The 18,778-nt window shown below is 73.0% G+C and carries 21 protein-coding genes; 10 read left to right on the top strand and 11 right to left on the bottom strand.

All coding sequences use genetic code 11. The features are described from left to right. Nucleotides 1-300: AI-2E family transporter (locus tag ACWENR_RS22480; RefSeq protein WP_452278944.1), on the top strand; the 300-nt coding region annotated here is incomplete at its 5' end. Between the two features lie 216 nt (nucleotides 301-516). Here ACWENR_RS22480 and ACWENR_RS22475 read toward each other — a convergent pair. The 5 genes from ACWENR_RS22475 to ACWENR_RS22455 form a co-directional block, all read right to left on the bottom strand. After that, nucleotides 517-1,326 carry an alpha/beta hydrolase gene (locus ACWENR_RS22475; protein ID WP_452278943.1) on the bottom strand — a complete coding sequence of 270 codons (810 nt, stop codon included), beginning with the start codon at nucleotides 1,324-1,326 and terminating at the stop codon, nucleotides 517-519. A 66-nt stretch (nucleotides 1,327-1,392) separates the two neighbouring features. Next, a complete protein-coding gene (locus tag ACWENR_RS22470) occupies nucleotides 1,393-1,719 on the bottom strand; it encodes a hypothetical protein (protein ID WP_452278942.1) in 327 nt (108 codons plus the stop codon). Nucleotides 1,720-1,750: 31 nt separating this feature from the next. Further along, entirely contained in the window at nucleotides 1,751-3,541 is a 1,791-nt protein-coding gene (locus tag ACWENR_RS22465) for a 3-hydroxyacyl-CoA dehydrogenase family protein (RefSeq protein ID WP_452278941.1), read from the bottom strand. A 126-nt stretch (nucleotides 3,542-3,667) separates the two neighbouring features. Continuing rightward, a complete protein-coding gene (locus tag ACWENR_RS22460) occupies nucleotides 3,668-4,738 on the bottom strand; it encodes an alpha/beta fold hydrolase (protein ID WP_452278940.1) in 1,071 nt (356 codons plus the stop codon). Nucleotides 4,739-4,809: 71 nt separating this feature from the next. Next, a complete protein-coding gene (locus tag ACWENR_RS22455; RefSeq protein ID WP_452278939.1) occupies nucleotides 4,810-5,256 on the bottom strand; it encodes an FHA domain-containing protein in 447 nt (148 codons plus the stop codon). A gap of 320 nt (nucleotides 5,257-5,576) precedes the next feature. Here ACWENR_RS22455 and ACWENR_RS22450 point away from each other — a divergent pair, with 320 nt between their 5' ends. Both ACWENR_RS22450 and ACWENR_RS22445 read left to right on the top strand, forming a co-directional pair. After that, complete coding sequence (locus tag ACWENR_RS22450) at nucleotides 5,577-7,073, top strand: aldehyde dehydrogenase family protein (protein ID WP_452278938.1); 1,497 nt, start codon at nucleotides 5,577-5,579, stop codon at nucleotides 7,071-7,073. A 68-nt stretch (nucleotides 7,074-7,141) separates the two neighbouring features. Beyond that, nucleotides 7,142-7,834: a class I SAM-dependent methyltransferase gene (locus ACWENR_RS22445; RefSeq protein ID WP_452278937.1), complete on the top strand. Its 693-nt coding sequence runs from the start codon at nucleotides 7,142-7,144 to the stop codon at nucleotides 7,832-7,834. On the opposite strand, the gene nucS is transcribed toward ACWENR_RS22445, so the two are convergent. Further along, a complete protein-coding gene (gene nucS / locus ACWENR_RS22440) occupies nucleotides 7,821-8,480 on the bottom strand; it encodes an endonuclease NucS (protein WP_091322299.1) in 660 nt (219 codons plus the stop codon). The genes ACWENR_RS22445 and nucS overlap by 14 nt on opposite strands. Nucleotides 8,481-8,551: 71 nt before the next feature. Here nucS and ACWENR_RS22435 point away from each other — a divergent pair, with 71 nt between their 5' ends. Continuing rightward, complete coding sequence (locus ACWENR_RS22435; protein ID WP_452278936.1) at nucleotides 8,552-9,169, top strand: DUF4126 domain-containing protein; 618 nt, start codon at nucleotides 8,552-8,554, stop codon at nucleotides 9,167-9,169. Nucleotides 9,170-9,266: 97 nt separating this feature from the next. Here the strand turns inward: ACWENR_RS22435 and ACWENR_RS22430 are convergent, their stop codons facing one another. After that, entirely contained in the window at nucleotides 9,267-9,425 is a 159-nt protein-coding gene (locus tag ACWENR_RS22430) for a hypothetical protein (protein WP_452278946.1), read from the bottom strand. Between the two features lie 200 nt (nucleotides 9,426-9,625). Here ACWENR_RS22430 and ACWENR_RS22425 point away from each other — a divergent pair, with 200 nt between their 5' ends. Both ACWENR_RS22425 and ACWENR_RS22420 read left to right on the top strand, forming a co-directional pair. Continuing rightward, nucleotides 9,626-10,468: a polysaccharide deacetylase family protein gene (locus ACWENR_RS22425; RefSeq protein ID WP_452278945.1), complete on the top strand. Its 843-nt coding sequence runs from the start codon at nucleotides 9,626-9,628 to the stop codon at nucleotides 10,466-10,468. A 60-nt stretch (nucleotides 10,469-10,528) separates the two neighbouring features. Then, a complete protein-coding gene (locus ACWENR_RS22420; protein ID WP_452278935.1) occupies nucleotides 10,529-10,831 on the top strand; it encodes a DUF1540 domain-containing protein in 303 nt (100 codons plus the stop codon). Nucleotides 10,832-10,889: 58 nt separating this feature from the next. Here ACWENR_RS22420 and ACWENR_RS22415 read toward each other — a convergent pair whose 3' ends face one another. Beyond that, entirely contained in the window at nucleotides 10,890-12,896 is a 2,007-nt protein-coding gene (locus ACWENR_RS22415) for a protein meaA (protein WP_452278934.1), read from the bottom strand. Between the two features lie 151 nt (nucleotides 12,897-13,047). On the opposite strand from ACWENR_RS22415, the gene ACWENR_RS22410 reads away from it, so the two are divergent. Both ACWENR_RS22410 and ACWENR_RS22405 read left to right on the top strand, forming a co-directional pair. Continuing rightward, complete coding sequence (locus ACWENR_RS22410; protein ID WP_452278933.1) at nucleotides 13,048-13,893, top strand: ABC transporter ATP-binding protein; 846 nt, start codon at nucleotides 13,048-13,050, stop codon at nucleotides 13,891-13,893. Beyond that, nucleotides 13,893-14,741 (top strand): ABC transporter permease, encoded by an 849-nt coding sequence (locus ACWENR_RS22405; protein ID WP_452278932.1) that lies wholly within the window; start codon nucleotides 13,893-13,895, stop codon nucleotides 14,739-14,741. The genes ACWENR_RS22410 and ACWENR_RS22405 overlap by 1 nt, the downstream gene beginning before the upstream one ends. Before the next feature lie 49 nt (nucleotides 14,742-14,790). On the opposite strand, the gene ACWENR_RS22400 is transcribed toward ACWENR_RS22405, so the two are convergent. Together ACWENR_RS22400 and murA are read right to left on the bottom strand one after the other, a co-directional pair. After that, nucleotides 14,791-15,639, bottom strand: a complete 849-nt coding sequence (locus ACWENR_RS22400; protein ID WP_091103541.1) for a 3-hydroxyacyl-CoA dehydrogenase family protein — start codon at nucleotides 15,637-15,639, stop codon at nucleotides 14,791-14,793. Nucleotides 15,640-15,871: 232 nt separating this feature from the next. Continuing rightward, nucleotides 15,872-17,314, bottom strand: coding sequence for a UDP-N-acetylglucosamine 1-carboxyvinyltransferase (gene murA, locus ACWENR_RS22395; protein WP_452278931.1), 1,443 nt, complete (start codon nucleotides 17,312-17,314; stop codon nucleotides 15,872-15,874). On the opposite strand from murA, the gene ACWENR_RS22390 reads away from it, so the two are divergent. Continuing rightward, nucleotides 17,313-17,885: a cob(I)yrinic acid a,c-diamide adenosyltransferase gene (locus tag ACWENR_RS22390; RefSeq protein ID WP_452278930.1), complete on the top strand. Its 573-nt coding sequence runs from the start codon at nucleotides 17,313-17,315 to the stop codon at nucleotides 17,883-17,885. The genes murA and ACWENR_RS22390 overlap by 2 nt on opposite strands. Before the next feature lie 184 nt (nucleotides 17,886-18,069). Here the strand turns inward: ACWENR_RS22390 and ACWENR_RS22385 are convergent, their stop codons facing one another. Next, nucleotides 18,070-18,204: a hypothetical protein gene (locus ACWENR_RS22385; protein ID WP_452278929.1), complete on the bottom strand. Its 135-nt coding sequence runs from the start codon at nucleotides 18,202-18,204 to the stop codon at nucleotides 18,070-18,072. A 260-nt stretch (nucleotides 18,205-18,464) separates the two neighbouring features. Between ACWENR_RS22385 and ACWENR_RS22380 the strand changes: the two genes are divergently transcribed. Then, a partial coding sequence (locus ACWENR_RS22380) for an SUKH-4 family immunity protein (RefSeq protein WP_452278928.1) occupies nucleotides 18,465-18,778 on the top strand: 314 nt, incomplete at its 3' end.

The raw sequence follows: 18,778 nt of genomic DNA, 5'->3' as shown, positions 1-18,778 counted from the left end.
CCGCAGATCGGCGCGACCCTGGGCGCGGTGATCGTCAGCCTCGTGGCCTTCGCCACCGACCTGCGGGTCGGCATCGCCTGCGCGGTCTTCTTCCTGATCTACCAGCAGGTGGAGAACTACCTGATCTATCCCAAGATCATGCGCCGCTCGGTGGCTGTCAACGAGGTGGCCGCCCTGGTCGCCGCGCTGCTCGGCGCGTCCCTGCTGGGCGTGGTGGGGGCGCTCATCGCGATCCCGGCGGTGGCCGCGTTCCAGCTCATCCTGCGGGAGGTGCTGCTGCCCCGGCAGGAGTCCCGCTGACCCCGCCGGGGCGGGCGGACGGGCGGGGTCGAGGCGGTCGCCGGGGCCGACGGAGGGGCCGGGTCGAGGCGATCGCCGGGACCTCCGGAAGAGGCGGACCTGCGGAAGCGGCGGACCGGCGGAAGGGCCGGGCCGAGACGATCGCCGAGACCTGCGGAAGAGGCGGACCTGCGGAAGCGGCAGACCGGCGGAAGGGCCGCCCTGCCGCCGACCGGGTCAGCCGGCCTGGCCGGCGGGCGGGCCGGGCACCGGACGGTCGGCGAAGGAGGCCACCGTGCGGTCGGCGTACGCGCTGACGTCCCCGGTTTCCACCGGGCCGTCCCAGGTGGTCGGCAGCGGCACGGCGGCGGCCGGGTTGACCCGGCGGACCACCTCGTCCAGGACGGTCTCGGCGTCGCCGACCCAGAGGTGCTTCGCGCCGGGCACCCCGACCACCTCGGCCTGCGGCACCGCCGCGAAGCGCTCCCGCGCCTCGTCGGGCCGCAGGTAGTCGTCGAACTCGGGCACCAGGGCCGTCAGCGGCTTGCCGGAGGCGGCCCAGTGGTCGAGGTCCGCCGGGGCGGAGAAGCGCAGCGGCGGGGAGAGCAGGATCGCCCCGGTGACGGCCGGGTCGCAGCCGTACTTGAGGGTCAGGTCGGTGCCGAACGACCAGCCGACCAGCCAGATGTCCGGCAGCTCGTGGAACTCGGCGTACTCGATCGCGGCGGCGACGTCGAAGCGCTCCCCGACCGCGTTGTCGAAGGCGCCGTCGCTGGTGCCGCGCAGGCTGCTGGTGCCCCGGGTGTTGAAGCGGAGCACCGCCAGGTCGGCCAGGGCGGGCAGCCGCCACGCCGCCTTGCGGAACACGTGGCTGTCCATCATCCCGCCGTGTGTCGGCAGCGGGTGCAGGCAGACGAGGGTGGCCACCGGCTCCCGGTCCAGCGGTCGGGCCAGTTCCCCGACCAGCCGCAGTCCGTCCGCGGTGTGCAGCTCGATGTCCTCGCGGCGCCCGGGCAGGATGGTGGACGCGCGGATCGGTGTGCTCACCCCTCCAGTCTCACCCGTGCGCCCGGGCAGCGCCGGGCGGGGCGGAAACAGGGTGATCCAGATCGCTCAGCCGTAGCGGGGCGCGCCGCGCCCCCGCTGGACGACCGGGCCGCGCCGGTCCCGGGCCCGCCAGCATCCGCTGTGCCAGTGCCGCCGGTCCGTCAGGTCGCCCCGGCCGTCCGCCGGCCACGCCACCAGGTGCGCCACCCCGGGGCGGATCTCCTGGTCACAGCCGGGGCAGCGGTACGTCTTGGTGGACGCGCCGCCGCTGATTCCGCGTACCTGCCACTCGCCGTCGCGCCACTGTTGGACCGAGGCCACGCCCTGGCGGACCCGGTCGGAGTCGAGGTGCGCGGTCTCATCGCGGCGGGGTCGGTTGCGACGGGGGCTCACGCTTGCCAAGCGTACGGGCCGCCGGCGGGGATCAGCGGCGGGTGTGGTCGCGGAAGCCCCGACCGCTCTTGCGGCCCAGGTAGCCGGCCGTGACGAGGTGCTCCAGCAGCGGCGCGGGCGCGAAGCCGGGCTCGCGCAGCTCCAGGTAGAGCTCCCGCTGGATGGCCAGCGAGACGTCCAGCCCGACCACGTCGAGCAGCTCGAACGGGCCCATCGGGTAGCCGCAGCCCAGCTTCATCGCGTAGTCGATGTCGTCGGCGGTGGAGTAGCTCGCCTCCAGCATCTTGACCGCGTCGTTGAGGTAGGGGAAGAGCAGCGCGTTGACGATGAAGCCGGAGCGGTCACCGCAGACCACGCCCGTCTTGCCCAGGGCGGCGCAGACCGCGCGGGCGGTGGCGACGGTCTCCGCGGAGGTGCGGATGGTCTGCACGATCTCGACCAGCGGCATGATCGGGGCCGGGTTGAAGAAGTGCAGCCCGACCACGTCGGCGGGGCGCTGGGTGGCCATCGCGACGTCGATCACCGGCAGCGACGAGGTGGTGGTGGCGAGCACCACGCCCGGCTTGCAGATCTCGTCGAGGCTGGCGAAGAGGGCCTTCTTGACGCTCAGCTCCTCCACCACGGCCTCGACCACGAGGTCGACGTCGGCGAGGTGCTCCAGGGTGGCCGACCAGTTGATCCGGCCGAGCGCGGCGTCCCGGTCGGCCTCGCTGAGCTTGCCCCGTACCACGCCCTTGTTGAGCGAGGTCTTGACCGCCTCGAAGACCTTGGCGGACTTCTCCGCGCCCCGGGTCACCGAGACGACCTCGTAGCCGGCCTTGGCGAAGACCTCGATGATGCCGGTGGCCATGGTCCCGGAGCCGACCACGCCGACCTTCGCGATCGCGCGGGCGCCGTCGGCGAGCGCCGACTCCGTCGCCTGCGGCGTCTGCTCGTCGGGTACGACCACCGGGGAGCCCGGCCGCTCGTAGGTGTAGAAGCCCCGGCCGGACTTGCGGCCGAGCAGCCCCGCGGTGACCATCTGCTTGATCAGCGGCACCGGGGCGTGCCGGCGGTCGCGGCCGCCGCGCCGGTACATGGTGTCGAGGATCTCGTACGCGGTGTCCAGGCCGATCAGGTCCATCAGCGCCAGCGGGCCCATGGGCAGCCCGCAGCCGAGCTTCATGGCCGCGTCGATGTCCTCCCGGGTCGCGTAGTGCGACTCGAACATGCCGACGGCGTGGTTGAGGTAGCCGAAGAGCAGCGCGTTGGCGATGAAGCCGGCCCGGTCGTTGATGGTGACGTCGACCTTGCCCAGCCGCTCGCAGAGCGCCTCGACGTCGGCGACCACGTCGGCGGAGGTGACCACCGTCCGGACCACCTCGACCAGCTTCATGACCGGCGCGGGGTTGAAGAAGTGGATGCCGATCACCTGGTTGGGCCGGCTGGTCGCGACGGAGATCTCGGTGACGCTCAGCGAGGAGGTGTTGGTGGCCAGGATCGCTTCGGGCTTGCAGACCCGGTCCAGCTCGCCGAAGATCCGCTGCTTCAGGTCCAGGTGCTCGGGCACCGCCTCGATGACGAGGTCGACCGAGTGCAGCGCGTCGAGCCCGACCTGCCAGTCGATCCGGGCGAGCAGCGCGTCCCGGTCGGCCTCGGCGAGCTTGCCCTTGGCAACGGCCCGGTCCGTCGAGCCGGTCAGGGTGGCCCGGCCGCGCTCCAGCGCCGCCGCGGAGATCTCGACCGCCACGACGTCCACGCCGTTGCGCGCGAACACCTCGACGATGCCGGCACCCATGGTGCCCAGACCCACAACGCCCACGCTGGTGAACTCGCGCGCCACGACCGGCCTCCCCAATGCTCCGCACGGCCGCGTGAACGGCCACTAAGGTTATGCGCGCGAGTCTGCCACGTGACGTGCGGTTGTCGAGACGCGGTGGGATATTTCACGGGCCGCCCCGGGCGGCCGTCAGCCGGCCGTCCCCACGGTCAGCCGCAGCAGCTCGGCGACGAACTCGGTCGGCCGCTCCAGGTGCGGGCTGTGCCCGCAGCCGGGCAGCGACACCTCCCAGTACGCCCCGCCGGCCGCCGCGTAGCGCTCCAGCACCGCCCGGGTCTGCCCCACCATCGGCTGCGCCGGGCAGGCCTCCGCCCCCGGCCAGCCGGGCACCACGCCCAGCGCGCCCAGGTGGGCCAGGTCGAACAGCGAGGTGTCCGAGACGATCACGTCGGCGTCCCCGTGGATCCAGGTGACCGGCGGCTTGCCGGCCACGGCCACGAGCTCGTCGGCGATCCGGAAGTACGCCGGGGAGAGCGCGTTGAGCACGCCGCGGCGGCCGGGGGCGGTGCCGGGCCAGTTCGCCGAGTCCACCGCCGTGCCCGGATAGTTGTCGTCGCCCGTCGCCGTGCTGAGCAGGGTGTCCAGCAGCAGCTCCTCGTCCGCGCCGAGCGAGGCCGGGTCCGCCACGTAGGTGGCCCGCAGGACGTTGCGCGGGCTGGCCTGGCTGTCCGTGCCCCGGTCTCCGGCGGCCAGCCGCTTGACGAACTCCGCGTTGGCGGTGCCCGCGCCGGTGCCGGCGAAGTCGGGCGTGGTGGGCGTACCGGTCAGGTCGCGGGTGCCCCCGTAGCCGTACGGCGAGACCGGCGCGGCGAGCAGCAGCGCGGCCACCCGGTCGGGGTGGTCCACCAGCAGCCGCATGGCCACTCCCCCGCCGAGCGAGTGCCCGACCACCACCGGCCGGGCGGCGGGCGGGAACAGGGACGGCTCGTCGAGCAGCGCGGCGACGTCGTCGGAGAAGTCGGTGAGGCCCCGGGTCGCGTCCACCGGCGCGGTGTCGGTGCGCCCGTAGCCGCGCAGGTCGGGCGCGACCACCCGGAGCGTGTCGGGCAGCCGCCGCACCAGCGGCTCCCAGAAGGCGGCCGACGAACAGTTGCCGTGCACCAGCAGCACGGGCACGCCGTCCGGCGGCCCGGCCACCCGCACCGCCTGGGTGATTCCGTTGGCCGACACGAGCTGCTGTCCGGTCTCCATCCGCGGCATGCTGCCACGGCGACCCGGCCGCGTCCATGGGTGCGTCCGCCATGTTCCCTGGCCGGAGCGTGTGCGGCGGCTCAGGACGGGACCGTGCCCACCGCCGACGCGTCGGCGGCCGGGAGGGCGGGGGTGGCGACCGGCAACGGCAGCGTCGGGCGGTGGTCGCGGCGCGGTGGGCCGAAGCTCAGCCCCACCGGGTCGGTGCGCGCCACGCCCGGGTCGAAGAGGCGCAGCTCGGTGCGCCCGACCCGGATCACGTCCCCGTCGGCCAGCCGTTCCACGCCGGTGATCCGCCGGTCGTTGAGCCAGGTGCCGTTGGTCGAGCCCAGGTCCGCCAGGCAGGCGCCCTCGTCCGTCAACCAGACCTCGGCGTGCCGGCGGCTCAGGTGCGGGTCGTGCACGACGATGTCGGCCGTCGGCGCGCGGCCGATGACCTGCCGCGTGGGGCCGACCCGGACGCTCAGACCCCGCATCGCCCCGCCGGCGACCGTCAACAACGGCATCAGTTCCGGATGTTCCTCCATGGACAGTCAGCCCTCCACCCCACGCGATCACTCCGCGCGTCAGCCTGCCACCACACCGTAGTCGCCCTCGACCGCCGGGCGGTCACCTCCGCGACGCCGGGCGGACACCTCCCGTTCGCCGGTTCGTCAGCGGCCGGCCGGCTGCGGGCGCCGATCCGGCCCGGCGCCCGGGATGTCCCGCGCCGCGCGCACAGATCCGCGCCGTCGCGCTCGACGGGTCCGGCCGGCGGGGCGGGGCGCCCGCGTGCCGGCGGAATCCGGCACCGCACCGGCAGGTCGCGGGCCTACCCACGAGTAATTCTCGGGTCTAGACTTCCGCCATGACGGCTGTGCATGTCCCGGGCGCCCCGTTGATCGAGGACGGTCGACTGGTGTCGACGAGCCCGGCGAGCGGCGCCGAGGTCGGCCGCCTGCCCGTCGCGACCCCCGAGGAGGTCGGGCGGGCCGTCGACCGGGCCCGCCGGGCCGGCGAGTGGTGGGCCGGGCTCGGCTTCGCCGGGCGGAGGCAGCGGCTGCTGCGCTGGCGCGCGCTGCTCGCCCGACGCATCGAGGAACTCGCCGACCTGGTGCACGCCGAGGGGGGCAAGCCCGTCGCCGACGCCGTCGTGGAGATCGTCAGCGCCGTCGAGCACGTCGACTGGGCGGCCCGCAACGCGCGCCGGGTGCTGGGTCCCCGCCGGGTCCGCTCGCGGCTCGTGCTGGCCGAGTTCTCCGCCCACCTCGAATACCAGCCGCACGGCGTGGTCGGCGTGATCGGTCCGTGGAACTATCCCGTCTTCACGCCGATCGGCTCCGTCGCGTACGCGCTGGCGGCGGGGAACGCGGTGGTGTTCAAGCCGAGCGAATACACCCCCACCGTCGGCCAGTGGCTCGTCGACACGTTCGCCGAGGTGGTGCCGGAACAGCCGGTGTTCACCGCGGTGCACGGGCTCGGCGACGTCGGGGCGGCGCTCTGCCGTTCCGGGGTGGGCAAGGTGGCCTTCACCGGCTCGTCCACCACCGCGCGCAAGGTGATGACGGCCTGCGCCGAGTCGCTGACCCCGGTGCTGCTGGAGGCCGGCGGCAAGGACGCGATGATCGTCGACGCGGACGCCGACCTGGACGCCGCCGCCGAGGCCTGCGTCTGGGGCGCGCTCACCAACGCCGGCCAGACCTGCATCGGCATCGAGCGGGTCTACGCGGTCGAGCCCGTCTTCGACGCCTTCCTCGACAAGGTGGTGGAGCGGGCCGGCCGGTTGACCGTCGGGCCGGACGACGCCGACATCGGCCCGATCACCATGCCGAGCCAACTCGACATCATCCGTCGGCACATCGACGACGCGTTGGCCCGGGGCGGCCGGGCGGTGCTCGGCGGCGCGGACGCGGTGCAGCCCCCGTACGTGCGGCCGACCGTGCTGGTGGACGTCCCGGAGGACTCGCTCGCCGTACGCGAGGAGACCTTCGGCCCGACCCTGACCGTCAGCCGGGTCCGCGACGCCGACGAGGCCGTCGCCCGGGCCAACGCCCTGTCGTACGGCCTGGGGGGTTCGGTCTTCGGCCGGCGCCGCGCGGTGGCGATCGCCCGGCGGCTGCGCTCGGGGATGGCGTCGGTCAACTCGACGCTGACCTTCGCCGGGATGTCCACGCTGCCGTTCGGCGGCGTCGGCGACTCCGGCTTCGGCCGCATCCACGGCGAGGACGGGCTGCGCGAGTTCAGCCGGGCCAAGGCGATCACCCGCCGCCGGGCCCGGTCGCTGCTGCCCTCCACGACCTTCGAGCGGACGCCCGCCGACGTCGCCCGGCTCGTCAGGACCATCAAGACGATGTACGGCAGGTGACTGTCGGATAGCCGATCATGACGACGCCCACGTACGTCCATCGTGGTCGGAGCGGTACATTGCGTTAAATGCGCCCCCATCGATTGCGCTTCCACCTCGTCGACAGCGAACGCTCGTGGAGCGCCCGGCAGCGGCGACGGCGCGCCGACTGGCTGGTCCGGACGTTTCCCGACCTCGGGCAGATGCACGTCGTCGACCTGGGCGGCCGGCTCGGCACCTGGGCGCGGGCCGAGGTGCGGCCGGCCCACGTGCACGTGGTCAACCTGGAGCGGCCGCCGGCGGACGTGCCGGAGTGGGCGCGGGTCGACCAGGCCGACGCCTGCGACCTGCCGGCCCGGATCGCCGCGCGCCGCTACGACCTGGTCTTCTCCAACTCGGTGCTGGAGCACGTCGGCGGGCACGAGCGGCGGCTGCGCTTCGCCGACGCGGTACGCGGCCTCGCCGACCGGCACTGGGTGCAGACGCCCTACCGCTACTTCCCCATCGAGCCGCACTGGATCGCGCCGGGGATGCAGTTCCTGCCGGTGCGCCTGCGCACCGCGTTCGCCCGCCGCTGGCCGCTCGGGCACAAGCCCACCCGCACCCACGAGGCCGCCATCCACCAGGTGCTCTGGACCGAGCTGCTGGACCGGTCGCAGATGCGGCACTACTTTCCCGGCTCGCGCATCCTCGTCGAGCGGGTCGCCGGCCTGCCCAAGTCACTCATCGCCGTCCGCGCGGACGGGCTCGGTCACCGGGCGGAGGACGTCAGAAGAGCGTGAGCTCGTCGCGCTCGATGCCGCGAAGCCTGTCGTAGTCCACGACCACGCACCGGATACCCCGGTCGGTGGCGAGCACCCGGGCCTGCGGCTTGATCTCCTGGGCAACGAAGACCCCGGTCACCGGCGCGAGCAGCGGGTCCCGGTTCATCAGCTCCAGGTAGCGGGTGAGCTGCTCGACGCCGTCGATCTCGCCGCGTCGCTTCACCTCCACCGCCACCGCGCCCTGGTTGGCGTCGCGGCAGAGCAGGTCGACCGGGCCGATGGCCGTCATGTACTCCCGGCGCACCAGCGTGAACCCCTCGCCGAGCGTCTCCGGGTTGGCGGCCAGCAGCTCCTGCAGGTGCGCCTCCACCCCGTCCTTGCGCAGGCCGGGGTCGACGCCCAGCTCGTACGAGGTGTCCTGGAAGACCTCCTCCAGGGTGATCCGCAGCTCCTCGCCGGCCTTGTTGACGACCCGCCAGACACCGGGGGCCTCCTCCAGCCGGCAGGGCGGGCTCATCCAGTTGAGCGGCTTGTACGCCCGGTCGTCGGCGTGGATCGACACCGACCCGTCCGCCTTCACCATCAGCAACCGGGTGGCCGGCGGCAGGTGGGCCGACAGCCGTCCGACGTAGTCCACCGAGCACTTCGCAATGACCAACCGCACCCGACGAGGGTAGCGGAGGCTCCGGCCCGCGCCACCGAGCGGCACTGGCGTGCCGGTGCGATGCTGGGACGGTGCTCGAAGTTCTGACCGGTACCGGCCTCGCCGCCTCGGCGGGGTTGAACGCCTACATCCCCCTGCTCACCATGGGGTTGCTGGCCCGCTTCACCGACGTGATCGACCTGCCCGCCGGCTGGCAGTGGCTCGGCAACGGCTGGGTGATCGCCATCCTGGCGGTGCTGCTGCTGATCGAGGTGGTGGCCGACAAGGTGCCCGTCGTCGACCACGTCAACGACGTGGTGCAGACCGTCGTCCGGCCGACCGCCGGCGGCCTGGCCTTCGGGGCGGGAGCTTCGTCGGAGACGGTGACCGTGAGCGACCCGGCGAGCTTCTTCTCCTCGAACCAGTGGGTGCCGGTGGTGACCGGGGTGCTGATCGCCCTCGGCGTGCACCTGCTGAAGTCGGCCGCCCGACCCGTCATCAACGCGACCACCGCGGGCGTGGGCACCCCCGTTGCCAGCACCGCCGAGGACGCCACGAGCGTCGTCGTGTCGGTGGTGGCCATCCTCCTGCCCGTGCTGGTGCTGGCCTTCCTGGCCGGGCTCGTCCTGTTCGTCTTCTGGTTCCTGCGCCGCCGGTCCGACCGGCGCCGGGAACGCCAGGCGGCGCGGGCCGCCGGCTTCCGGGTCTGACCGCAGTACGCCGCCACCGGCTGCTGTGGATGTGCCGCCGGCCGGCACCCGTGTTCGGGTGCCGGCCGGTGGTCCCCCTTGTGGTGGAAGGTCCGTGTCAGCTGTTCCAGTGCTCGGCGACGAGGTCGGCGGCCAGCTGCTCCCACTGCGCGTAGTGGTCGGGGTAGGCCGACACCTGCACCGTCTGCGCGGCCTTGGTCAGCGGCAAGTCCTGCCAGCCGTCGACCTGCTTCAGGCCCTTAACCGGAGACCGCACCCAACCGGAGACCGCACCGCGACCGGAGACCGCACAGCAACCACAGCCCGCACGGAACAGCCGCTCCCCCACGCGGGCACACGGCAGGCACCGGCCGCTGGCATCATCTCCCGGTGCCCGTGAAGATCTCCCACCTTTCGTTGGCCGCGACCGTCACCGCCGTGATCGCGGCCGCGGCGCTCCTCGCCGGCCCGGCTCCGCTGCGTACACCGGCCACCGCCGGCATCCTCAGGCTTCCGGACGCGGCCTCCGCGGTCACGCCGGCTCCGGGACCGCCGGCGACACGACCGGGGCCGGCGGCGACGCCCTCGGCACCGGCGGGGGCACCGACGCCCGCCGCGATCGTTCCGGGCGCGACCCCGCGGGGGAGCAGGCCACCCGTCGTCGACCACGGACCGCGTACGGGGAACAAGGTGGCGCTCACCTTCGACGCCGACATGACGGACGCGATGCGGTACCAGCTGCGTAGCGGCGCGGTGCGGTCGTACGCGAACCTGAAGATCATCGACCTGCTGGAACGGGAGCAGGTCCCGGCCACCTTCTTCCTCACGGGCAAGTGGGTCGAGCAGTACCCCGCGGTGACCCGGCGGCTCGCCGCGAACCCGCGCTTCGAGCTGGCCAACCACACGTACGGGCACCTGGCGTTCACGCCGGACTGCTACGGCCTGCCCCGCATCGCCGAGCGGGAGATGACCGCCGACGTGGCGCGGACGTTCGACGTGGTGTCCGCGTACGGCGGGCGGCAGACCCGGTACTTCCGCTTCCCCGGGCTGTGCCACGACCGGAAGGCGCTGGCCGCGCTGGCGCCGCTCGGGCTGACGGTGGTGGACGGCGACGTGGTGAGCGGGGACCCGTTCGCGAAGTCCTGGCGGCCGGTCGTGCGGGCGGCGCTGGACGGCGTACGCCCCGGCTCGGTCATCGTCCTGCACGTGACGGAGGCGAACGCGCCGATGACGGACGAGGCGCTGCCGCACATCCTGGCGGGGCTCGCGGAGCGCGGGCTGGAGCCGGCCCCGCTGTCGGAGGTGCTCGGAGCGGGCTGAACCCGCATCGGCAACCCCTCTAAAAGCCTAAAATCGGGGCAAGACTCTATGGGAGGTCCGATGACCGCAGCAGTGGAGATGCCCCGCGTCCAGGAGTGTGTGGTCGCGGCCTGCTCGTACAACCACACGAACGACTGCCACGCCTTCGCCATCACGATCGGCAGCCCGGACCACGCGCACTGCCACACCTTCATCGAGATGCCGGCGGTCCGGGGCGGCGTGGACGGCGGCATGACGGCGCAGGTCGGCGCCTGCCAGCGCGCCGACTGCCGGCACAACGACCAGTTGGAGTGCCGCGCACCGGGGATCAAGGTGGGCCCGGACAACGACATGGCCGACTGCATGACGTACAGCAGCCGCTGACGCGGCGAGCGGAAGGGCCCCTCGTCGCCGCCTCTGTGCCGACGAGCGGGCCCTTCCGTCAGCTCAGCCCGTTGGCCTCGCGGACGACGGTGACCAGCTCGTCGATGATGCCGGTCAGGGCGAAGTCCTTCGGCGTGAAGACCCGGGCCACCCCGGCGGCACGGAGCCGCTCGGCGTCGCCGGCCGGGATGATCCCGCCGACCACCACGGGCAGGTCCGCCCGGCCGGCGGCGCGCAGCCCGTCCAGCACCGCCGGCACCGCGGCCAGGTGGGAGCCGGAGAGCACGGAGAGGCCGACCAGGTCCACGTCCTCCTCGACGGCGGCGGCGACGATCTGCCCGGCGGTCAGCCGAATGCCCTGGTAGACGACCTCGAAGCCGGCGTCGCGGGCGCGTACCGCGATCTGCTCCGCGCCGTTGGAGTGCCCGTCCAGGCCGGGCTTGCCGACCAGCAGGCGCAGCCGGCCGCTGCCCAGCTCGCGGGCGGTGGCGGCGACCCGCTCCCGCACGGCGGCCAGGGTGGCGTCGCCGCCGGCCCCGGCGGCGCCCGCCAGCCCGGTGGGCGCGCGGTACTCGCCGAAGACCTGGCGCAGCGCGCCGGCCCACTCGCCGGTGGTCACCCCGGCCCGCACGCACTCCAGCGTCGCCGGCATCAGGTTCGCCGTGGTCGCGGCGTCCGCGCGGAGCCGGGCCAGCGCCGCGTCCACGGCCGCCCCGTCCCGACCGTCCCGCCACCGCCGTACGGAGGCCACCGCGGTCGCCTCGACGGCGGAGTCGACCTGCTCGACCGCCTCGGCGCCGGCCGCGGTCAGCGGCGACGGCTCAGTCTCGGTGAACCGGTTGACGCCGACCACCACGTCGGCGCCGGACTCCATCCGGCGGCGCCGCTCGGCCAGCGAGGCGACCAGCGCGCTCTTGAGGTAGCCGGTCTCCACGGCGGCGACCACGCCGCCCATCTCCAGCACCTTCTCCAGCTCGACCCGGGCGCCGGCGACGATCTCGTCGACCAGGGCGGTCATCACGTGCGAGCCGGCGAAGAGGTCCGGATATTCGAGCAGGTCCGACTCGTACGCGAGCACCTGCTGCATGCGCAGCGACCACTGCTGGTCCCACGGCCGAGGCAGGCCGAGGGCCTCGTTCCAGGCCGGCAGCTGGACGGCGCGGGCGCGGGCGTCCCGGGACAGCGTCACGCCGAGCATCTCCAGCACGATGCGCTGGATGTTGTTCTCCGGCTGCGCCTCGGTCAGGCCCAGCGAGTTGACCTGCACGCCGTAGCGGAAGCGGCGCTGCTTCGGGTCCGTCACCCCGTAGCGCTCGCGGGTGATCTCGTCCCAGAGCGCGCCGAACGCGCGCATCTTGGCGATCTCCTCGACGAAGCGCACCCCGGCGTTGACGAAGAAGGAGATCCGCTGCACGACGTCGCCCATCCGCTCGGCGGGCACCTGGCCCGAGTCGCGGACCGCGTCGAGCACCGCGACGGCGGTGGAGAGCGCGAAGCCGACCTCCTGCACCGGCGTCGCGCCGGCCTCCTGGAGGTGGTACGAGCAGATGTTCACCGGGTTCCACCGGGGCATCTCGCGCAGCGTGTACGCGACCACGTCGGCGGTCAGCCGCAGCGACGCCGCCGGCGGGAAGATGTACGTCCCCCGGGACAGGTACTCCTTGATGATGTCGTTCTGCGTGGTGCCGGCGCAGCGGGACAGCTCCGCGCCCTGTTCGGCGCCGACGGTGCCGTAGAGGGCGAGCAGCCACATCGCGGGCGCGTTGATGGTCATGGACGTGTTCATCTCGGCCAGCGGGATGCCCTCGAAGAGGGCCCGCATGTCACCGAGGTGCGCCACCGGCACGCCCACCCGGCCAACCTCGCCGGCGGCGAGCTCGTGGTCGGGGTCGTAGCCGGTCTGGGTCGGCAGATCGAAGGCGACCGAGAGGCCGGTCTGCCCCTTCGCCAGGTTGCGGCGGAAGAGCGCGTTGCTGGCGGTGGCCGAGCTGTGCCCGGCGTACGTGCGCATCACCCACGGGCGGTCGCGTTCGGGCAGCCGACCCGGGAGAGCCTTCTCGTCCATGGCGGGAGTCTAAGTTACCGTTCAGTCACCAGGACTGTGGAAAACCACACAGCTCCATGGAGCGGACGCCCGGGCGCGAAGCCCCCGACATGGGCCGGAGCACCACACCCCGGCCGGCCCGAGGCCCGGGCCAGGACGCACACTTGACGGCATGGATGAAGAGCTCGCGATCTCCGTCCGGGGGCTGCGCAAGGCGTACGGCGACACCGTCGCGGTGGCGGGGGTGGACCTCGACGTCCGCCGGGGCGAGGTGTTCGCCCTGCTCGGCCCCAACGGCGCCGGCAAGACCACCACGGTGGAGATCCTGGAGGGCTACCGGCGGCGCGACGCCGGCGAGGTCCGCGTCCTCGGCAGCGACCCGGCCCAGCCCGACGCCGACTGGCGTTCCCGGGTGGGCATCGTGCTCCAGGGCACGGGCGAGTTCGACGAGCTGACCGTCGCCGAGGTGGTGCGCCACTTCTCCGGCTTCTACCCGGGCGCCGACGACCCGGACAAGGTCGTCGAGCGGGTCGGGCTGGCCGGCAAGGCGAAGGCGCGCACCCACACCCTCTCCGGTGGGCAGAAGCGGCGGCTCGACGTGGCGCTCGGCATCATCGGCCGCCCCGAGCTGCTCTTCCTCGACGAGCCGACCACCGGCTTCGACCCGGAGGCCCGCCGCGAGTTCTGGGAGCTGATCCGGGACCTGGCCGCCGCCGGCACCACCATCGTGCTGACGACCCACTACCTCGACGAGGCCGAGTCGCTGGCCGACCGGGTCGGCGTGATCGCCGGCGGCCGGGTGGTCGAGGTCGCCGCGCCCGACCGGCTCGGCAACCGGCAGGCGGCCCTGGCGACGGTCTCCTGGCGTACGCCGGAGGGGGCGCTGGAGACGGCGGAGAGCGCGACGCCGACGGCGCTGGTGGCGGAGCTCGCCGCGCGCTTCGGCGGCGAGGTCCCCGGCCTGACGGTGACCCGGCCGACCCTGGAGGACATCTACCTGCGCATGATCGGACACTGATGACCACCACCACGACGAAGCCCGCCCCGCCGGCCACCGCCGCACCGGCCCGCCGACCCGGCCCGGTCGCCCTCACCCTGCGCCAGGGCCGGTTGGAGATCACCCAGTTCCTGCGCAGCCGAGAGTCCGTCGTCTTCACGATGGGCTTCCCGGTGATCATGATCGTGATCTTCGCGTCCATCTTCGGCGACCAGATCGCGCCCGGCGTCAGCTACACCCAATACTTCATCACCGGCATGATCGCCACCGGCCTGATGACGGTCAGCTTCCAGAACCTCGGCATCTGGATCCCCATGGAACGGGACCGGGGGGTGCTCAAGCGCTACCGGGGCACGCCGATGCCGAAGTGGGTCTGGTTCGCCGGCAAGGTGCTGATGGTCGTCGCCATCGGCATCGCCGAGACCGTGCTGCTGCTCGCCGTCTCGGTGGCGCTGTTCGACCTGGAGCTGCCCGGCACCGCCGCCAAATGGCTGACCTTCGGCTGGGTGTCGGTGCTCGGCGTAACCGCCTGCACTCTGTGCGGCATCGCCATCTCGTCGCTGGCCCGCACCGCCCGCGGCGGCCCGGCCGTCGTCACCCCCGTCGCGCTGGTGCTCCAGTTCATCTCCGGGGTGTTCTTCGTCTTCACCGAGCTGCCGAGCTGGATGCAGCAGGTGGCGGCGGTCTTCCCGCTGAAGTGGATGTGCCAGGGCCTGCGCGCGGTCTTCCTGCCGGAGAGCTTCGGCGCGCGCGAGCCGGGGGGCTCGTTCGAGCTGGACCGGGTCGCCCTGGTGCTCGTCGCCTGGTGCGTGATCGGCCTGGTGCTCTGCCTGACCACCTTCCGCTGGACCACCAAGCGCGACGGCTGAGGCGCGGCGGGGGCGGCCCGGAGGCGGCCCGCCCCCGCCGCGTCCCCGCTCAGTACGTGTAGAAGCCCTTGCCGGACTTGCGGCCCAGATCGCCGGCGGTGGCCATGCGCTGGAGCAGCTCCGGCGGGAAGAACTTCTCGTCCGCCGTGTCGGTGTAGATGTTCTTCGTGGCGTTGAGCAGCACGTCCACGCCGGTCAGGTCGATCGTGGCCAGCGGGCCCATGGCGTGGCCGAAGCCCAGCTTGCACGCGGTGTCCAGGTCCTCGGCGGAGACCACGCCGGACTCGACCAGCTTGACCGCCTCCATGGCCAGGGCGCTGATCAGCCGGGTGGTGACGAAGCCGGCGATGTCCCGGTTGACCACCACGACGGTCTTGCCGATCTCCTCGGCGAACGACTTCGCCGTCGCCAGGGTCTCGTCGCTGGTCTTGTAGCCGCGCACCAGCTCGCAGAGCTTCATCATCGGCACCGGCGAGAAGAAGTGGGTGCCGACGACCGCCTCCGGCCGCTCGGTCGCCGTGGCGATCTGGGTGACGGGGATGGCCGAGGTGTTGGTGGCCAGGATCGCGTCGGACTTGCAGATCTTGTCCAGCGCCCGGAACACCTCGTGCTTGATCTCAAGCTTCTCGAAGACCGCCTCGACGACGATGTCGGCGTCCGCCGCCGCCTCCAGGTCGGTGGTCGGGGTGATCCGGCCCAGCGCCGCCTCGACGTCGGCCGCCGCGATCTTCCCCTTCTCGGCGAACCTCTCCAACGACTTCCGGATGCCGTCCACGCCCCGCCTGGTGGCCGCGTCGTCCAGGTCCCGCAGCGTCACCTGCCAGCCCGCCTGCGCCGCCACCTGGGCGATGCCCGAGCCCATCAGCCCGGCCCCGACGACCGCGAGTCGACCCGCCATCTGCTTCTCCCTCGCCTGATTGAGTGTCTGCCAGCACCCTAGTCATGACGGAACGCACCGAGCGCAGCGAGGGCCGTGAGGGCCGTGGCCAGCCAGCGCTCGGCCGGCGAACCTGAACGGATGCCAAGGCGGCCGGGCGGGGTGGACCAGGCGCCGGCCCACGCCCTCCCACGAGCGCGGCTCCCGGCGGGGCCGTGGGCCCCGGAGGGCGAGGTGCCGCTCGGGCGCGGGCTCAGATGGCGAGGTCCGGTTCCTCCGCGGCGGTGCCCCGCTCCACCTCGACGCCGAGCGCCCGCAGGTCGGCGGCGAAGTCCGGATAGCCCCGGTCCACGTGGTGCACGTGGGAGACCTCGGTGACCCCCTCGGCGCAGAGCCCCGCGATGATCAGCCCGGCGCCGGCCCGGATGTCGGTGGCGCGTACGGGCGCTCCGGAGAGCCGCTCCCGGCCCCGGACCACCGCGTGGTGCCCGTCGGTCTTGATGTCGGCGCCCAGCCGCATCATCTCGTTGGCGAACATGAACCGGCCGTCGAAGATGTTCTCGGTGATCAGCGACGCCCCGTCGCTGACGGCGGCCAGGCCGATCGCCATCGGCAGCAGGTCGGTGGCGAAGCCCGGGTACGGCAGGGTGACCACGTCCACCGCCTTCGGCCGGTCGTCCATCCGGATCCGGAACGCGCCGCCCCGGGTCTCCACCAGGCCGCCGGCGCTGACCAGCTTGTCGAGCGCCACCTCCAGGAACCCCGGCTCCACGCCGGTGACGGTGACGTCCCCCCGGGTCATGGCCGCGCCGAACGCCCAGGTGCCGGCCACGATCCGGTCCCCCACCGTGGCGTGGCGCACCGGCCGCAGCCCCGGCACCCCCTCGATGTGCAGGGTCGACGTGCCGGCGCCGGAGATGCGCGCGCCCATCTGGTTGAGCATGGTGCAGATGTCGACGATCTCCGGCTCGCGGGCGGCGTTGTCGATGACGCTGGAGCCGCGGGCCAGCACCGCCGCCATGACCAGGTTCTCCGTCGCCCCCACGCTGGGGAAGTCGAGCACGATCTCCGCGCCGTGCAGCCCGTGCGGCGCCGAGGCGATCACGAAGCCGTGCTCGCCGGAGATCTCCGCGCCCAGCCGGGTCAGCCCGGAGATGTGCATGTCCAGCCCCCGCGAGCCGATGGCGTCCCCGCCGGGGTGGGCCACCCGCACGTACCCCCGGCGGGCCAGCAGCGGACCGAGCACGCAGATGGAGGCGCGCAGCCGGCGGACGAGATCGTAGTCGGCCTCGGCGCCGGGGCGCTCGGGCACGTCGATGACGACCGACCGGGACCGGGCCACCCCGCCCTGCGCGACCATCGGGTCGACCGGGTCGTCGTCGGTGAAGCGGATGCCGCAGCCGAGCCGGCGCAGCACCTCCCCCATGATCGCGATGTCGGTGATCCGCGGGACGTTGGTGATCACGCTGCGCCCCGGGGCGAGCAGCGCGGCGGCCATCAGCTTCAACGCCGAGTTCTTGGCGCCGACCACGTGCACCGTGCCCGCCAGCCGGGCGTCGCCGCGCACCCGGATGACGTCCACGTCGTTGACCGCCGGGTCACCGGCGTCGCCGGGGCCCGTTCCGCCCGCCCGGAGGGCGGTGCCGCCCGGGCGCGCCGGGATCGTCAGGTCCGGTATCCGTAGGCTGTGCGTCATGGCCGTCCACCTCACGCGCATCTACACCAAGGCCGGCGACGCCGGCATGACCAGGCTGAGCAACAACGAGCAGGTGCCGAAGACCGATCCGCGCATCGCCGCGTACGCGGACGTCGACGAGTGCAACGCCGCGATCGGCGTGGCGCTCGCTTTGGGCCAGCTCGACGACGAGCTGCGGAGCGTCCTGGCGGCGATCCAGAACGACATGTTCGACGTGGGGGCCGACCTGGCCACCCCCGTGGAGCCGGACCCGAAGTATCCGCCGCTGCGGGTCACCGAGGAGTACGTCGAGCGCCTCGAGGGTTGGTGCGACGAATACAACGCACGCCTGAGCAAGCTCGACTCCTTCATCCTCCCCGGCGGCACCGCGGGCGCGGCGCTGCTGCACCTGGCGCGGACGGTGGCCCGACGCGCCGAGCGGGCGGCGTGGGCCCTGGTCGCGCACGACCCCGATCGGACCAGCTCGCTCCCGGCAAAGTATCTCAACCGGCTCTCCGACCTGCTGTTCATCCTGTCAAGAACCGCCAATCCGGGCGGCGATGTGCTATGGGTGCCGGGCGGCAAGCGCTGACTGCCGGCGCACCGCCGCACCACGTCGAGATCCGGGTACCCGATCTGGCCGCCGCCGCACGCGGCTGAGGCTGGCTCCTCGGGCGAGCTGGGCTGGACGCCGTTTCCAGGAGTGGCCGGCCGGCCACTCCTGGAACGCTCGGCCCGACGCACCCGCCCCGCGTCACCGGTGCAACCCGTCTCGGTCAGCGGAACTCGGCCGCGTGATCGGCGGCCCAACGTGCGAAGGTGCCGGCTGGTCGTCCGGTGAGGCGTTCGACGTGATCGGTGATGAGGTTCGACTCGGGTCGGTGCAGCGAAGCGGAGATCAACGCTTCCACGAGTGGTCCGGGGCGGCCGTCCGCGACCATGTGTGCTCGCGCGAGCTCGGCGGGGACCGCGTCGAAGCGTAGGCGGCGCCCGAGCGCGGAACCGAGCCGGGCCACCTGGTCGGCGCGGCTGAGGAGTTCTGGTCCGGTCAGCAGATACGGGCCGACCGGGGCCTCCCAGCCTCAGGCGGCAGATCTGGGAGGTAGCGCCCCGCCGTCGCGGCATACATCACGCTCGATCCGTCCAACCCGTGACACTTATGATCGTTTCTGTGCTCTTCGAGATCTCGCACGCCGAGATGGTGGCGTCCATCGGCGAAGACGCCGTTTTCGTCGCGCCCCTCGGCTCCCTGGGTGGGATTCCGGAAGACCTCCCCGCGGCACAGTTCCTCCACTCCACCGGAATTCCGACCGGCGTATTCCGGCCACAGCGGTGCACGGGATCCGGACGGTTTCCGCTTGTCGGCGACAAGGTCGACCTCGCCCGCCACGAGAACGCCCCCGCCGGCTGCGCCTCATGGCCGGTGTTCGGCTGGCTCCAGGTGGCCCACCTCGCCCTCGATCCCGAGACCGAATCGGTCCACGG

The organism is Micromonospora sp. NPDC004336 (assembly GCF_053602615.1).
This window is presented reverse-complemented; position numbering and strand designations above follow the sequence as displayed.

Excerpts from the sequence above, each read along its gene's own strand:
- ACWENR_RS22420 (WP_452278935.1), top strand. The coding sequence starts at position 10,529 with ATGACCGCAGCAGTGGAGATGCCCCGCGTCCAGGAGTGTGTGGTCGCG.
- murA (WP_452278931.1), bottom strand. The coding sequence starts at position 17,314 with ATGACGCACAGCCTACGGATACCGGACCTGACGATCCCGGCGCGCCCG.
- ACWENR_RS22455 (WP_452278939.1), bottom strand. The coding sequence starts at position 5,256 with ATGGAGGAACATCCGGAACTGATGCCGTTGTTGACGGTCGCCGGCGGG.
- ACWENR_RS22460 (WP_452278940.1), bottom strand. The coding sequence starts at position 4,738 with ATGCCGCGGATGGAGACCGGACAGCAGCTCGTGTCGGCCAACGGAATC.
- ACWENR_RS22410 (WP_452278933.1), top strand. The coding sequence starts at position 13,048 with ATGGATGAAGAGCTCGCGATCTCCGTCCGGGGGCTGCGCAAGGCGTAC.
- ACWENR_RS22405 (WP_452278932.1), top strand. The coding sequence starts at position 13,893 with ATGACCACCACCACGACGAAGCCCGCCCCGCCGGCCACCGCCGCACCG.
- ACWENR_RS22390 (WP_452278930.1), top strand. The coding sequence starts at position 17,313 with ATGGCCGTCCACCTCACGCGCATCTACACCAAGGCCGGCGACGCCGGC.
- ACWENR_RS22445 (WP_452278937.1), top strand. The coding sequence starts at position 7,142 with ATGCGCCCCCATCGATTGCGCTTCCACCTCGTCGACAGCGAACGCTCG.
- ACWENR_RS22400 (WP_091103541.1), bottom strand. The coding sequence starts at position 15,639 with ATGGCGGGTCGACTCGCGGTCGTCGGGGCCGGGCTGATGGGCTCGGGC.
- ACWENR_RS22450 (WP_452278938.1), top strand. The coding sequence starts at position 5,577 with ATGACGGCTGTGCATGTCCCGGGCGCCCCGTTGATCGAGGACGGTCGA.
- ACWENR_RS22415 (WP_452278934.1), bottom strand. The coding sequence starts at position 12,896 with ATGGACGAGAAGGCTCTCCCGGGTCGGCTGCCCGAACGCGACCGCCCG.